We start from the raw sequence: 14,870 nt of genomic DNA, 5'->3' as shown, positions 1-14,870 counted from the left end.
CGGCCGTACCCGGCAGCGTCGATGACGCGGACACAATCAACGGTTAGGGACTAACCGGCCCGGCGTCCCCCCGGTGCCGCCGCTACCACCGGCGCCCCCGTCGCCGCCGCCACCACCGGCGCCCCCGGAGATGCCCACGGGATCACCACCCGCGGTTGGGCCCCCGGGATCGCCCAGGGCGGGCGCGGTGTTGCCGTCAGCGCCGAGGTCGCCGGGGCCACCGGGGTTGCCCGGCGGCATGGGCGGTCCCGGAATCGCCGGGCCTGATCCGGTGGTGCCGCCGGTGCCGCCTTGGCCGCCGTCGCCGCCGGTGCCGCCCACGCCGCCCGTACCGCCGGTGGCGCCGGCGCCGTCGGCGCCACCGCCACCGGTTCCATTAAGGAGGGCGCCAGCGCTACCGCCGTCTCCGCCTTGACCGCCGGCCCCGCCGCCGCCACCTTGACCGCCGGTTCCGCCGTTGCCGCCCTGGCCACCGGTCGAACCGAAGAAGCCGGTGCCGCCCAGTCCGCCGGTACCGCCGTTACCCCCGGCGGCGCCGGCCCCGCCGGCGCCACCGACGCCGCCGTTGCCGCCGTTGCCGGCGTTACCGGCGAGCGTCCCGGAGGCGCCACCGGCCCCGCCGGTCCCGCCGGCCCCGCCGGTCTGCCCGTTAGCTCCCACACCGCCGTTGCCGCCGAGGCCACCGTCGGCGCCGATACCGCCAATGATGCTGAAGCTGCTCGACGAGGCGTCACCGCCTTGGCCGCCGGTACCGCCCACAGCGCCGGTACCACCGGTTCCACCGTTACCCCCGGCGCCCGGGACAATGCCGGCGACGGCCGTTGCCTCCGATAACCCGCCGTTGCCGCCGTTGCCGCCGGCGCCGCCGGCATGGCCGCTACCGCCATCACCGCCGGCCCCGGCGGTGGCCGTGCCGCTGCCGCTGTAGTTGAACACAGTCTGGCCGCCGCCACCATTGCCGCCGGCCTCTGCGCCGGGGCCGCCGTCGGCGCCGTTGCCGCCGGCTATGCCGATGGCGCCGTCACTACCGTCCACAGGGTTGTTTGGTGGATCGGGGTAACCCGGCTGGCCGATGGTCGCGTAATTCGGGGTGCCGGTGGCGGCCGTGGTGTCATCCCACGTGGGGTTCACGCCATCGGCGCCGGCCATGCCCTTGCCGCCGTCGCCGCCGTTGCCACCGTTGCCGACCAGCCCGCCGGCGCCGCCGACCCCACCATCGCCGCCGGCCTCGCCCGCCGTGACGGCGTCGGCGCCGTCACCGGCATCGCCGCCGTTGCCGCCGCTCATGGGCATATTGCCGGCCGTGCCGGTGTTGGCGCCGTCGCTTCCGTTGCCGCCGCCTCCGCTGCCGCCGGACCCGACGGTGCCGGCGTTGCCACCGCCACCGGGGTCACCGCCGTGACCGCCGGATCCGCCAACCCCGCCATTCACGCCGGCCACACCGTGGCCGCCGTCGCCGCCGTCGCCGCCGATCCCGCCGTCGCCGCCGCTGCCCGAGGCCCCGCCGGTGCCGCCGATACCCAATAGCGCGCCGCCGCCGGTCCCGCCGGTGCCGCCCTGGCCGCCTTGGCCGCCGCTGCCGCCGTCGCCGGCATCGGGGGTGACGGTGTTGCCATTGCCGCCATCGCCGCCGTCCCCGCCGTCACCGCCTTGGCCGCCGGTGCCGCCGGCTCCCGCTTGACCACCGTTACCTGCCCCGAGGGCCTGCCCGCCGTCACCGCCGGTGCCACCCTGGCCGCCGGAGCCGCCGAGAGCACCGTTGCCGCCGGTCCCGCCGCCCATGCCCAGGGCGCCGTTACCACCGTTACCACCGCCGCCACCCTGGCCGCCGCCGCCGCCCAGGCCGCCCATACCGCCGTTACCCGACCCGGTTGCCATCCCGCCGGCCCCGCCCGTGCCGCCCAGGCCGCCGGCGCCGCCGGCCGAACCGTCGCTGCCGCTGCCGGCGCCCACGGGCGTGCCGTCCACTCCGGCGCCGCCGGTGCCGCCCTGACCGCCGCGGCCGCCTTGGCCGGCATCGTTGCTGCCCGCACCGGTGCCGCCTTGGCCACCGGTGCCGCCCTGGCCGCCAGCGCCGCCGGCGCCCGTGGTACCGCCGGTGCCGGCGCCGCCGAACCCTGCCGACCCACCGCTACCGCCGTGGCCACCACTCCCGCCGGCGCCGCCGGTGCCTGCGCCGGAGCCGGTGTCCGCGCCGCCTTGGCCACCCGTGCCGCCTTGGCCGCCGCTGCCGCCTTGGCCGCCGCTGCCGTAGGTCGCACCCAAGCTGGCGGTGCCGCCGGTGCCTCCGGCACCGCCTTGGCCTGCTTGGCCGCCGTCGTACCCGGTGCTGCCCGCTGGGGCGTCGGCCCCTTGGCCACCTTGGCCGCCGTCGCCGCCCTGGCCGCCATCACCAGCGGTGTCACCGACGAACGTGGTGGCGCCGCCTTTCCCGCCCTGGCCGCCGTCGCCGCCGGTGCCCGCAGCGCCAGTGGTCGGGGTGCCGACGGTGCCGCCGGTCCCGGCCGCGCCGCCTTGGCCGCCGGTGCCGCCGGTGCCGCCCTGGCCACCGGCGGTTGCGTTGTCGGTGCCGTCATCGGCGTAACCGGTGCCGCCCTGACCACCCCCGCCGCCGGTGCCACCTTGGCCGCCGGAGCCACTGGTGCCGCCGATTCCGGAGTCGCCGCCGGCGCCACCCTCGCCGCCGTCCCCACCGGTGCCGCCCTGGATCCCGGTATTGCCGATGCTGCCCGCGCCACTGTTGCCGCCGACACCGCCTCGGCCGCCGGCGCCGCCGTCGCCGGCGGTACCCCAGGCGGCGGTACCGCCGAACCCAGTGCCGCCGGCGCCGGCCGCCCCGCCGGTCCCGCCGATGCCGCCGACACCGCCCTGACCGCCGGCCACACCGATGGTGGCGCTGTTGTCGGTGCCGGTCCCGCCGTCGCCGCCGGTCCCGCCGTCGCCGCCGTCGCCGCCCTGACCCCCAGCACCCTGTTGGCCGCCGCTGCCGGCCCCGGCCGCCCCGCCGGTGCCGCCCTGGCCTCCGCTACCACCCGCGGCGCCCTGACCGCCTTGCCCGCCGCCGGCCAATCCGACGATGCCGGCCCCGCCGTGGCCGCCGTCGCCGCCGTGGCCGCCGTCGCCGCCGTCGCCGGCGGCACCCGCGGCGCCGACGATCGAGCCGGCCCCGCCCAGACCGGCCGCGCCGCCCGTACCGCCGGTGCCGCCCTGGCCACCGGCTCCACCGAGCATGCCGATGTTGGCGCTGTTGTCCAGGCCCACCCCGCCGTGGCCACCCATACCGCCAGTACCACCGTCGCCGCCCTGACCACCGTCACCAAGCGCACCCGCCTGGCCGAAGAGGCCGCCGGCCCCGCCGGCCCCGCCGGCCCCGCCCGTACCGCCGGCCCCGCCGCTGCCGCCTTGGCCACCCGTCTGACCGGCTCCGGCATCGACTCCGGTCATGCCGGCCGCACCAGCCACGCCGCTACCACCGGCACCGCCGATCCCGCCGGTGCCGCCGCCCCCACCTGCCCCGCCGTCGCCGACAAACAGCCCGCCGCGACCGCCAGCCCCGCCTATCCCTCCTGCCCCCCGTCGCCGCCGTTGAGGCCGGAGCCGGCGGCGGCGACCGTGCCCGCCGAGCCCGCGCCGCCAACCCCGCCGATCCCGCCGTTGCCGAACAACAACGCCTGGCCGCCCGCCCCGCCGGCCCCGCCCAGACTGCCCAGACCGCCCATGCCGCCATTGCCCATCAGCCAGCCGCCGGTGCCTCCGCTGCCGCCCGCCCCGCCGGCGAAGCCGCCACCACCGGTACCGCCGTTGCCGATCAGCCCGGCGCTCCCGCCGTTACCGCCGGCCACACCTCCCGCACCTCCGGTCGGGGTGTATCCCGGCCCGCCGTCGCCGAACAGGATCCCGCCCGCACCGCCGGTGGGGTTTGCCGCCGTTCCGGCGGCGCCATTGCCGATCAGATCACGCCCGAACAGCAGATTGGTAGGTGCATTGATAATCGGGTCGAGCAGCTGACCGAATGGGCTGTTGATCCATGCCTCGCCGAGGGTGTAAATGGGGCCGTAGACGAACGTCTGGAACCCGTTGGCGATGGGTGAACCCAGGCCAGCCAGTGCAGCGGCGCTGCCGAACTCCGTACTGCCATACGATGCCGCCGCCGCAGCTAAGATGCGCGCAAATTCTTTGTGGTAGGTCGCCGCGTTCGCCGCCACCGCCTGGTACTCCTGGGCGTGCGTACCGAATAGCGCCGCAATCGCGCGCGACACCTCATCGCCGCCGGCCGCTGCGAGCGCGGTGGTCGGGATGGTTGCCGCCAGATTGCCGGCACTCACTGCCGAACCGATCTGCGCTACCTCCGTCGCCGCCGCCGCCAACGCGTCCGGCGCCACAAGCATGAATGACATCGCCTGACCTCCCACCAACGGCAACCGCTGCAATTGCGTACTCGCCGTCATAGTTGTGAGCTGACACGAAGGCGCCGGTATCGATATCGGCGACGGAGTGTCTTAAGGTTTGGAATCTACGTATGTTTCCGACTTCTGTCCGCGGAAAGGCCAAAAGTCCGGATCTCAGGGTTCGCCTCGTGTCTGGCTCACGCGGGCGGTGGAAGCTTGCCGCCCACCGACACCGCAAATCAGTGGGAACGCGTCCTCGTCGCGGCGCCGAGTCGGCCTGCGGCCCGGCCCGTATGATCGCAGCGGCTACGGCAACTCGCCGATCGTTGTCAAACACCACGCCTGCGTTGCCAGCGAGCGAGCACGCGGCGCCCTACACCGCCGCGGGCAACGTTGTTAGCCCGTTGTGACCTGCTGTTGCCGGTCGCCGGATGCAGCAACTATGCCGTGGCCCGGTAGTCTGAGCCAATTGCCAGTAAGGGAGGAAGTAATGACAGATCGCGTGTCGGTGGGCAACTTGCGCGTCGCTCGGGTGCTCTACGACTTCGTGAACAACGAGGCCCTGCCTGGCACCGATATCGACCCGGACAGCTTCTGGGCCGGCGCCGACAAGGTCGTCACGGACCTGACCCCGCAGAACCAGGCCCTGCTGAACACCCGCGATGAGCTACAGGCGCAAATCGACAAGTGGCACCGGCACCGGGTGATCGAGCCGCTCGACATCCCCGCCTACCATCAGTTCCTCATCGACATCGGCTATCTGCTTCCCGAACCCGATAACTTCACCATCACCACATCGGGAGTCGACGCCGAGATCACCACGACGGCTGGCCCACAGCTGGTGGTGCCCGTGCTCAACGCGCGGTTCGCCCTGAACGCGGCCAACGCTCGCTGGGGTTCCCTCTACGACGCCCTTTACGGCACCGACGTCATCCTCGAAACCGACGGCGCCGAAATCGGCGCCAGCTACAACAAAATCCGCGGGGACAAGGTCATCGCCTACGCACGCAAGTTCCTCGACGACAGCGTTCCCCTATCGTCGGGTTCCTACGCCGATGCCACCGGTTTCAAGGTCGACGACGGCCAACTGCTGGTCTCTCTGCCGGGTGACGAGCTGTCCACTGGGCTTCTGGCCGACCCCCGCCAATTCGCCGGCTACACCGGTGAAGCCGCGTCACCGACATCGGTGCTGCTGGTCAATCATGGCCTGCACATCGAGATCCTGATCGACCCGCAGTCGCCGGTCGGCGCCACCGACAGCGCGGGTATCAAAGACGTGATCCTGGAATCGGCGATCACCACGATTATGGACTTCGAGGACTCGGTGGCCGCCGTCGACGCCGACGACAAGGTGCTCGGCTATCGCAACTGGCTCGGCCTGAACAGGGGCGATCTGTCCGCCGGAGTCGACAAGGACGGCTCCGAGTTCACCCGGGTGCTCAACCAAGACCGCGACTACACCGCGCCAGACGGCAGCCAGTTCAGCTTGCCCGGGCGCAGCCTGATGTTCGTCCGCAACGTGGGGCACCTAATGACCAACGACGCGATTCTCTTGAACAATGGGGGCGCCGATGGCAACGAGGTGTTCGAAGGCATCATGGATGCGCTCTTCACCGGACTGACCGCCATCCACGGGCTCAAAGCCGGCGACGCCAACGGACCGCTGGTGAACAGCCGCACCGGCTCCATCTACATCGTCAAGCCGAAGATGCACGGTCCGGCCGAGGTGGCATTCACCACCGAGCTGTTCAGTCGCGTCGAAGACGTGCTGGGGTTGCCACAGGGCACCCTGAAGGTCGGCATCATGGACGAGGAGCGCCGCACCACCCTCAATCTGCGGTCGTGCATCAAGGCCGCCGCCGACCGCGTCGTGTTCATCAACACCGGATTTCTGGACCGCACCGGCGATGAAATCCACACCTCCATGGAAGCCGGCCCGATGGTGCGCAAGGGCACCATGAAGAGCCAGCCCTGGATCCTGGCCTATGAGGACAACAACGTCGACGCTGGCCTAGCCGCCGGGTTCACCGGCCGCGCGCAGATCGGCAAGGGCATGTGGACGATGACCGAACTAATGGCGGACATGGTCGAAACAAAGATCGCCCAGCCCCGCGCCGGTGCCAGCACCGCCTGGGTCCCCTCGCCCACTGCCGCCACCCTGCACGCGATGCACTACCACCAGGTGGACGTCGCCGCGGTGCAACAGGAACTGGCCGGCAAGAAGCGCGCCACCATCGAACAATTGCTGACCATACCGCTGGCCAAGGAACTGGCCTGGGCTCCCGACGAGATCCGTGAGGAGGTCGACAACAACTGTCAATCCATCCTTGGCTACGTGGTCCGCTGGGTCGACCAGGGTGTCGGCTGCTCGAAGGTGCCCGACATCCACAACGTGGCGTTGATGGAGGACCGCGCCACACTGCGAATCTCCAGCCAGTTGCTGGCCAACTGGCTGCGCCACGGTGTGATCACCAGCGAGGATGTGCGGGCCAGCCTGGAGCGGATGGCGCCGTTGGTAGATGAGCAAAACGCAGGCGACGCGGCATATCAACCGATGGCACCCGACTTCGATGACAGCATCGCCTTCCTGGCCGCGCAGGAGCTGATCTTGTCCGGGACGCAGCAGCCCAACGGCTACACCGAGCCGATTCTGCATCGCCGTCGTCGGGAGTTTAAGGCTCGCGCCGGTGGGTGATTGCCGCTTGACATCCGGCAACCATCGACGGAGAGGACGCAGAAGCCGGTATGGGTAGGCACAGCAAGCCCGACCCCGAGGAATCCGCTGATGAACCGTTCGACGACCATGCTGTGGAGCATCAGGACTGGGGCTACCCGGTAGACGACCACCGCGGTGGCGAGGGTCTCGGATTCCCTGCGTCCGCTGCCGAGCCGCCGGTTACCGAGTTCTGGCCGCACGTCGATGACCAGGCCGACGCCGGGCCCTTCTCCAGCGAGACCGAGTACCCCGACTTTCCGCCGCACCCGGCCGGCACGGAGCCAGCGAGTTCGGAGCCTACTGGGGCAGCCCCGCCGCCCCTGTTCCGCTCGGGACATCGGGGACTCGGCGACTGGCAGGGCGGCCACCGCAGCGAAGGCGGCCGCCGGGGAGTCAGTATCGGCGTCGTAGTGGCCCTGGTCGCCGTGGTGGTCGTGGTGGCCGGGGTGATCTTGTGGCGCTTCTTCGGTGACGCGTTGTCTAACCGTTCCCACAGTGCTGCCGCACGCTGCGTGGGCGGCAAGGACACCATCGCTGTCATCGCCGACCCCTCGATCGCCGATCACGTCAAAGAGTTCGCGGACAGCTATAACGCATCGGCCGGCCCGGTCGGTGACCGCTGTGTGGCAGTGGCGGTCACATCGGCCGACTCCGACGCCGTCATCAATGGCTTCATCGGCAAATGGCCGAACGAACTGGGTGGCCAGCCGGGATTGTGGATTCCGAGCAGCTCGATCTCCGCGGCGCGGCTTGCCGGGGCCGCGGGTAACCAAACCATCAGCAATAGCCGCTCACTGGTCACTTCGCCGGTGCTGCTCGCCGTCCGGCCGGAATTGCAGCAGGCGCTCGCCAGCCAGAACTGGGCGGCGCTGCCCGGCCTGCAAACCAACCCGAACTCGTTGGCCGGCTTGAACTTGCCGGCCTGGGGATCACTGCGGCTGGCTATGCCGATGGAAGGCAACGGCGATGCCGCGTACTTGGCCGGCGAGGCGGTGGCTGCCGCTTCGGTACCCGCTGGTGCGCCGCCAACGACGGGTATCGGCGCGGTGCGCACGCTGATGAGCGCGCAACCCAAGCTTGCCAACGACTCCCTGACCGAGGCGATGAACACGCTGCTCAAGTCCGGCGATGTGGCTGCGGCGCCGGTGCATGCGGTGGTCACCACCGAACAACAGCTATTCCAGCGCGGCCAGTCACTTTCGGATGCCAAGAGCACATTGGGTTCCTGGTTGCCGCCGGGGCCGGTTGCGGTCGCTGACTATCCGACGGTGCTGCTCAGTGGTGGATGGCTGTCGCAGGAGCAGACCACGGCGGCCAGCGCCTTCGCCAGGTATATGCACAAGCCCGAGCAACTGGCCAAGCTGGCCAAGGCCGGTTTCCGAGTTGACGGTGTCAAACCGCCCAGCAGCCCAGTCACCAGTTTCCCGGCGTTGTCTTCGACGCTGTCGGTGGGTGACGACTCCATGCGCGCGACGCTGGCCGACAGCATGGCCGCGCCGTCGAGCGGGGTGGCCGCGACCATCATGCTCGACCAGTCGATGCCCAACGACGAGGGCGGCAAATCTCGGCTTACCAATGTCGTTGCGGCGCTTGAGAACCGGATCAAGGCGATGCCGCCCAGTTCGGTCGTCGGACTGTGGACATTCGACGGCCGCGAGGGTCGATCCGAGGTGCCGGCCGGGCCGCTGGCCGATCCCGTCAACGGCCAGCCACGCACTGCGGCATTGACGGCCGCGTTGGCCAAGCAATACTCCTCAGGCGGCGGCGCGGTGTCGTTCACCACGCTGCGCTTGATCTATCAGGAAATGCTAGCCAATTACCGTGCTGGCCAAGCTAATTCGGTGTTGGTGATCACGGCCGGGCCGCACACCGACCAAACTCTCGACGGGCCGGGGCTGCAGGATTTCATCCGCAGCAATGCGGACCCGGCCAAGCCCATCGCGGTCAACATCATCGACTTCGGTGCCGACCCCGATCGGGCAACCTGGGAAGCGGTCGCACACCTCAGTGGCGGTAGCTACCAGAACCTGGCGACGTCGGCCTCCCCCGACCTAGCGACGGCTGTCAACATGTTTTTGAGCTGACCTGCCTGCTCCAGCGGGCTGACGCAAGCTGAGGTGCGTAATGAACGTCGATTTCACTCCCGATCCGGCGCTGTATCCATTCGAGTCGCGCTGGTTCGACAGCTCACAGGGGCGCGTGCATTACATCGACGAGGGTGATGGCCCGCCGATTCTGCTGTGCCACGGCAACCCGACGTGGAGCTTCCTGTACCGCGACATCGTTGTGGCGTTGCGGGAGCGCTTCCGCTGCATCGCGCCGGATTATCTCGGATTCGGGCTGTCCGAGCGCCCGTCGCAGTTCGAGTACAAGATCGACGGGCATGCCCGGGTGGTCGGCGAGTTCGTCGATCATCTCGGCCTGGACGGCTATCTGACGATGGGGCAGGACTGGGGCGGACCGATCAGCATGGCGGTCGCGGTGCAGCGCGCCGAAAGGGTGCGCGGCATCGTGCTGGGCAACACCTGGTTCTGGCCGGCGGACACGCTGACGATGAAGACGTTCAGCAGGGTGATGTCCAGCCCGCCAATGCAGTACGCGATTTTGCGGCGCAATTTCTTTGTGGAGCGGTTGATCCCCGCTGGAACGGCGCGCCGGCCGAGTGCCACGGTGATGGCGCACTACCGGGCGGTGCAGCCCAGCGCCGCGGCACGACGTGGCGTAGCCGAGATGCCCAAGCAAATCCTGGCGGCCCGTCCCCTCCTGGCACGGCTTGCCGGTGAGGTGCCGGCCACGCTGGGGGCCAAGCCCACCCTGTTGGTCTGGGGGATGAAGGACGTCGCGTTTCGGCCCGCAGCGATGACTCCCCGGATGCGTGCGACTTTTCCCGATCATGTCCTGGTGGAGCTGCCTAGGGCCAAACACTTCATCCAGGAAGACGCCCCCGACCGGATCGCCGCGGCGATCATCGAGCGGTTCGGCTGAATCCGATCCGCTGAGCGCGTCGGCAAGAATTCACCCCACGAGAATTCAGGCAAAGGCCTCCAGCGGCGGGCACGAGCAGATCAGGTTGCGGTCCCCGTAGGCGCCGTCGATGCGACGCACCGATGGCCAGACCTTCGGTCGAAATGCGGTGCCGAGTGGGTAGGCGGCCTGTTCGCGGGTATACGGGTGGTCCCAGTCGGATGCCAGCAGGCACTCGGCGGTGTGCGGTGCGCCGCGCAGCGGATTGTCTTCAACAGGCCACTCCCCGGCACCGACCCGATCGATCTCGGCGCGGATGCCGATCATCGCCTCGCAGAAGGCGTCCACCTCGGCCAGGCTCTCGCTCTCGGTGGGCTCCACCATGAGCGTGCCGGCCACTGGAAAGCTCATGGTCGGCGCGTGAAAACCATAGTCCGCCAACCGTTTCGCGACATCGTCGACAGTGATGCCGGTTGATTTGGTGATACCGCGCAAGTCCAGGATGCACTCGTGGGCGACCATTCCGTTCTCGCCGGTGTACAGCACCGGGAAATACTCGTCGAGACGGCGCGCAATGTAGTTGGCCGACGTGATCGCGGTCAGCGATGCCGCCCGCAGACCCTCGGCGCCCATCATCCGGAGGTACGCCCAGGTGATCGGCAGAATCGAGGCCGACCCGTACGGTGCCGACGACACCGGGTAGCCCTTGGGCAGCTCAGGCGCGAACGGGTGGCCAGGCAGGAACGGGGCCAAGTGCGCCCGCACCGCGACCGGTCCGACTCCCGGGCCACCGCCGCCGTGCGGGATACAGAACGTCTTATGCAGGTTCAGGTGGCTGACGTCGCCGCCGAACTTGCCCGGCCGGGCCAGGCCGACCAGGGCGTTGAGGTTGGCCCCATCGACGTACACTTGGCCGCCGGCGTCGTGCACGGCGGCGCAGATCTCGGCGATATCGTGCTCGTACACGCCGTGGGTGGACGGGTAGGTGATCATCAGCGCCGACAGCCGCTCGGCATGTTCGCCAACCTTGGCGCGCAGATCATCGAGGTCGACGTCACCGTTGTGGTGGCAACCCACCACAACCACCCGCATGCCGGCCAAGGCCGCCGACGCGGCATTGGTGCCGTGCGCACTGGATGGGATCAGGCAGATGTTGCGGTGCGGTTCGCCCCGGCTGGCGTGGTACTCGTGGATCGCCAATAGGCCGGCGTACTCGCCCTGCGAGCCCGCGTTGGGTTGCAGCGACACCGCGTCATAGCCGGTGAGCAGCACCAGCCACTGCTCCAGGTCGGCAATGAGTCGACGCAGCCCCGGGGTGTCAGACGCCGGAGCAAACGGATGCTGACGCCCGAATTCGGGCCAGGTGATCGACTCCATCTCGGCTGCCGCGTTGAGTTTCATCGTGCATGAGCCGAGCGGAATCATGCTGCGGTCCAAGGCAATATCCTTGTCCGCCAGCGCACGCAGGTACCGCATCATCGACGTCTCGGTGCGGTATTCCCTGAACGCCGGATGCGTCAGGAACTCCGACGTCCGCGCCGCGATATCCGGCCCGTCGAAGGTCTCCCCCGCCGTCGCCACGTCGAACGCGGCCAGCACGGCCCCGACGTGCTCGGCGGTGGTGGCCTCGTCGCACGCCACCGAAACGTGGTCGTCGTCCATCCGCCAGATGTTGATTCCGCGCTCCTTGGCGGCGGCCTGGATGTGCGTCGCCCGGCCGGGCACCCGGGCTAGCACGGTGTCGAAGAACGCCTGGTGCACCACGTCTATCCCGGCGCCCGACAGGCCGGCGGCCAGGTTGCGCGCGTGCGAATGCACCCGGCGTGCGATGCCAGTCAGCCCTTCGGCGCCGTGGTAACTGGCGTACATCGCCGCCATCACGGCCAGCAGCACCTGCGCGGTGCAGATGTTGCTGGTGGCTTTGTCGCGGCGGATGTGCTGCTCGCGAGTCTGCAGGGCCAAGCGATACGCCCGCGTGCCGTCACTGTCTACGGATACGCCGACCAACCGACCGGGCAACTGGCGGGCATGGTTGGCGTGCACCGCCAGGTACCCGGCGTGCGGGCCGCCGAATCCCATTGGCACACCGAACCGTTGCGTGGTGCCAAACGCGACGTCGGCGCCTATCTCGCCGGGCGGCGTGATCAGCGTCAACGCCAACAAGTCGGCGCCGACGGCGACCAGGGCGCCGCGGTCGTGGGCCTGCGCCACCAGGGGGGACCAGTCGGTGATCCGGCCGCTGGCCCCGGGCAGCTGGGTGATGACGCCGAAGAAGTCGCCGTCCGGTAGCCCCGCGCGCAGGTCGGCGGTGACGATCTCGATGCCCAGCGGCTTGGCGCGGGTGGCCAGCACCGCCGCGGTCTGGGTGAAGACGTCGGCGTCGACGGCCAGCCTCTTGGCGCCACCGCGTGCCGCGCGTTGCATCAAGGTCATGGCCTCGGCGGCCGCGGTGCCTTCATCGAGCATCGACGCGTTCGCGATTTCGAGGCCGGTGAGATCGGTGACCAGGGTCTGGAAGTTCAGCAAGGCTTCCAGCCGACCCTGACTGATCTCCGGTTGGTACGGCGTGTAGGCGGTATACCAGGCCGGGTTTTCCAGAATGTTGCGCAACAGCACCGGCGGCGTGAACGTGTCGTAGTAGCCCTGCCCGATCATCGATACGGCAACGGTGTTGGCGTCGGCCAGCGCTCGCAGCTCGGCCAGCGCCTCCGCCTCGCTGGCGGCCGCTGGCAGCCGGTCCAAACCCGGTGCGGCGCCGCTGTCGGTGAGCTTGTCGAGGATGCCCGCCGGGACCGCCTTGGCCGCCACGTCATCGAGCGAGTCGACACCGATGACCGCCAGCATGGTTTCGACTGCCCTGCTATCCAGGCCGATGTGCCGGTCGGCGAAGTTCGGCTGGCTGTTGGATGTGTTCGGTTCGGGCATTCCGGACTCCTGACGCTCGGTGGGACCGCAACGTCATCGGCATGACGCTGTGGTCCTCTCCCTCTGTCGTCCACCCGAGCCGGGCGCCTGAGAGATTCGACAACCTGACCCGGCTGCCTTTCCCCATGGGCGGGCAAGCCGACTGATCGGCTTACCACTTTCCAGAGGCATCGGGGCCCCACGCGGTCCGGGTGCCTGAGAGGTTGACGGAGAGGTGTTGCTCCTTCGGCGTCCGTAACTGGCGGTCACGGAACTCTCCCGCGCGAGGGCGATGCGTATCCAACTTTACCTGCGCGACCTGGCCAAGGACGAATCAAGACAAATCAAAGAGTTCAAAGCATGCGGCTCGGCAGTTGCCGAACACGATGGCGCGGCTAGCCGATCTTGCGGTCGCGATGCTTGCGCCGGGAAGCCAGTTCGTCTTCGGGTGCAGCAATCGACTCGCCGCCATCGGCGCGTTCACCGTGGAAGTCGGCAATAACGCCCGTCAGCTCACGCATTGCGCCGGAGACGGCAATACCGAAGACACCCTGGCCGCCTTGCAGAAGGTCGACGACCTCCTCGGCCGACGTGCACTCGTAGACGGTGGTGCCGTCGGAGAACAACGTGATGTTGGCCAGATCCTGGACGCCGCGCTGGCGCAGATGGTCGACGGCAACCCGGATGTTGTGCAGCGAGATGCCGGTGTCAAGCAACCGCTTGACGATCTTGAGAACCAAGATGTCCTTGAACGAGTAGAGCCGCTGGCTGCCGGAGCCTGCCGCGCTGCGGATCGACGGGACAACCAACGATGTGCGTGCCCAGTAGTCGAGCTGGCGGTAGGTGATCCCGGCGATCTGGCAGGCGCTCGGCCCGCGGTAGCCCACCAACTCGTCGGGAACGGAATCGTCGGGGAACAGGCCGGGCTGCACGGGCTCGCTCGCTGCGACAACACCGTCGCTACCGTTGCTAGCGGTGTCCGTGTGGTCAGCAAGGTCCAGCTGGTCTTGACGTGGCTGCTCGCCCACCGTGCTTCCTCTCGCCAATCGCGCTCTTGTCACTAGCTGCGTTACTGGCTGCCCCCGACAGCCATCTGCTTAGGGCCCGAGTGTTAGAGAGCATACGCTGTTCGATGGTCGCGATGCTCCCGGTTAACTATCAAGTCGTGATTAAGTATCGCGGTCGCCGGGCTCATAGCGGGCTAACCGCCAGGCGTGTCGACAATTGCAACGTGAGATGAGACGCGGCCGTGACTTTGCTGCCCCGCGAGAAGCGCGGCATAGCGGGGGCCCGCCGTTCGGCGCACATCGGCTGCCTGGCCAGCTAGGTGGCCTTGAAATCGTCGGGTGACACGCTGTCGAGAAACTCCTTGAACTTCTCCACCTCATCCTCGCGAACGGCGGTGTTCGCCTCCTCGTCGCTTTCGTCGGGAATCAGCAGACCGGCCTGGGCGAGCACGGCCTCCTCGACGTAAATCGGAACGCCCACCCGCAATGCGATGGCCACCGAATCCGAGGGGCGGGCAGACACCTTGATGTTGCGGTCGAAGATCAGATCCGCGTAGAAGGTGCCTTCCTGCAGGTCGACGATGCGGACCTCCTTGAGCGAATGCCCCAGTGCAGCAATGAGATCCCTGATCAGGTCATGCGTCAGCGGACGTGGTGGCTCGACACCTTGCTGCTCCAGCGCGATGGCGGCGGCCTCCGACTGGCCGATCCAGATCGGCAGGTATCGGTCACCGTTGGCCTCGCGCAATAACAACACCGGCTGGTTCTGCGGCTGCTCGACGCGAATGCCGACAACACGAACTTCACCCATCAGTGTCTGCCCTCCGCACATGCCACCATCTCCGACCCAAGCTTGGCGCGACGACGCGGTGAGCGCCGCGCCGCTCCCGT

The 14,870-nt window shown here is 69.1% G+C and carries 7 protein-coding genes, 1 pseudogene and 2 riboswitches; of the genes and pseudogenes, 3 read left to right on the top strand and 5 right to left on the bottom strand.

What is annotated here, in order from left to right; all coding sequences use genetic code 11:
• Positions 1 to 36 precede the first annotated feature (36 nt).
• Both AADZ55_RS11815 and AADZ55_RS11810 read right to left on the bottom strand, forming a co-directional pair.
• Complete coding sequence (locus AADZ55_RS11815) at positions 37 to 3,444, bottom strand: PE family protein (RefSeq protein WP_341286318.1); 3,408 nt, start codon at positions 3,442 to 3,444, stop codon at positions 37 to 39.
• A gap of 51 nt (positions 3,445 to 3,495) precedes the next feature.
• A pseudogene (locus AADZ55_RS11810) lies at positions 3,496 to 4,397 on the bottom strand (PE family protein); the annotation flags it as partial.
• A gap of 481 nt (positions 4,398 to 4,878) precedes the next feature.
• Between AADZ55_RS11810 and AADZ55_RS11805 the strand changes: the two are divergent.
• From AADZ55_RS11805 to AADZ55_RS11795, 3 genes are read left to right on the top strand one after another with little or no spacing between them, the layout of a single operon-like run.
• Positions 4,879 to 7,083: a malate synthase G gene (locus AADZ55_RS11805; RefSeq protein WP_085326233.1), complete on the top strand. Its 2,205-nt coding sequence runs from the start codon at positions 4,879 to 4,881 to the stop codon at positions 7,081 to 7,083.
• A 50-nt stretch (positions 7,084 to 7,133) separates the two neighbouring features.
• Positions 7,134 to 9,188 carry a substrate-binding domain-containing protein gene (locus tag AADZ55_RS11800; RefSeq protein WP_085326231.1) on the top strand — a complete coding sequence of 685 codons (2,055 nt, stop codon included), beginning with the start codon at positions 7,134 to 7,136 and terminating at the stop codon, positions 9,186 to 9,188.
• A gap of 40 nt (positions 9,189 to 9,228) precedes the next feature.
• Positions 9,229 to 10,089, top strand: a complete 861-nt coding sequence (locus AADZ55_RS11795) for a haloalkane dehalogenase (protein ID WP_085326229.1) — start codon at positions 9,229 to 9,231, stop codon at positions 10,087 to 10,089.
• 45 nt (positions 10,090 to 10,134) lie between these two features.
• Here the strand turns inward: AADZ55_RS11795 and gcvP are convergent, their stop codons facing one another.
• The 3 genes from gcvP to AADZ55_RS11780 all read right to left on the bottom strand — a co-directional run bounded on the left by gcvP (position 10,135) and on the right by AADZ55_RS11780 (position 14,790).
• Entirely contained in the window at positions 10,135 to 12,993 is a 2,859-nt protein-coding gene (gene gcvP, locus AADZ55_RS11790) for an aminomethyl-transferring glycine dehydrogenase (protein WP_085326227.1), read from the bottom strand.
• A 53-nt stretch (positions 12,994 to 13,046) separates the two neighbouring features.
• Positions 13,047 to 13,166, bottom strand: a riboswitch (glycine riboswitch).
• A riboswitch (glycine riboswitch) is annotated at positions 13,167 to 13,264 on the bottom strand.
• A gap of 103 nt (positions 13,265 to 13,367) precedes the next feature.
• On the bottom strand, positions 13,368 to 14,000 hold the full coding sequence (locus AADZ55_RS11785; protein WP_085326225.1) for a MerR family transcriptional regulator: 633 nt from the start codon (positions 13,998 to 14,000) through the stop codon (positions 13,368 to 13,370).
• 295 nt (positions 14,001 to 14,295) lie between these two features.
• Entirely contained in the window at positions 14,296 to 14,790 is a 495-nt protein-coding gene (locus tag AADZ55_RS11780) for a bifunctional nuclease family protein (protein WP_085326223.1), read from the bottom strand.
• Positions 14,791 to 14,870 lie beyond the last annotated feature (80 nt).

The organism is Mycobacterium decipiens (assembly GCF_963853665.1).
Lineage (GTDB): Bacteria > Actinomycetota > Actinomycetes > Mycobacteriales > Mycobacteriaceae > Mycobacterium > Mycobacterium decipiens.
Note: the sequence above shows the minus strand (reverse complement) of the source record. Positions and strands in the feature narration are given on the sequence as shown.

Excerpts from the sequence above, each read along its gene's own strand:
- AADZ55_RS11780 (WP_085326223.1), bottom strand. The coding sequence starts at position 14,790 with ATGGGTGAAGTTCGTGTTGTCGGCATTCGCGTCGAGCAGCCGCAGAAC.
- AADZ55_RS11805 (WP_085326233.1), top strand. The coding sequence starts at position 4,879 with ATGACAGATCGCGTGTCGGTGGGCAACTTGCGCGTCGCTCGGGTGCTC.
- AADZ55_RS11800 (WP_085326231.1), top strand. The coding sequence starts at position 7,134 with ATGGGTAGGCACAGCAAGCCCGACCCCGAGGAATCCGCTGATGAACCG.
- gcvP (WP_085326227.1), bottom strand. The coding sequence starts at position 12,993 with ATGCCCGAACCGAACACATCCAACAGCCAGCCGAACTTCGCCGACCGG.
- AADZ55_RS11815 (WP_341286318.1), bottom strand. The coding sequence starts at position 3,444 with ATGACCGGAGTCGATGCCGGAGCCGGTCAGACGGGTGGCCAAGGCGGC.
- AADZ55_RS11795 (WP_085326229.1), top strand. The coding sequence starts at position 9,229 with ATGAACGTCGATTTCACTCCCGATCCGGCGCTGTATCCATTCGAGTCG.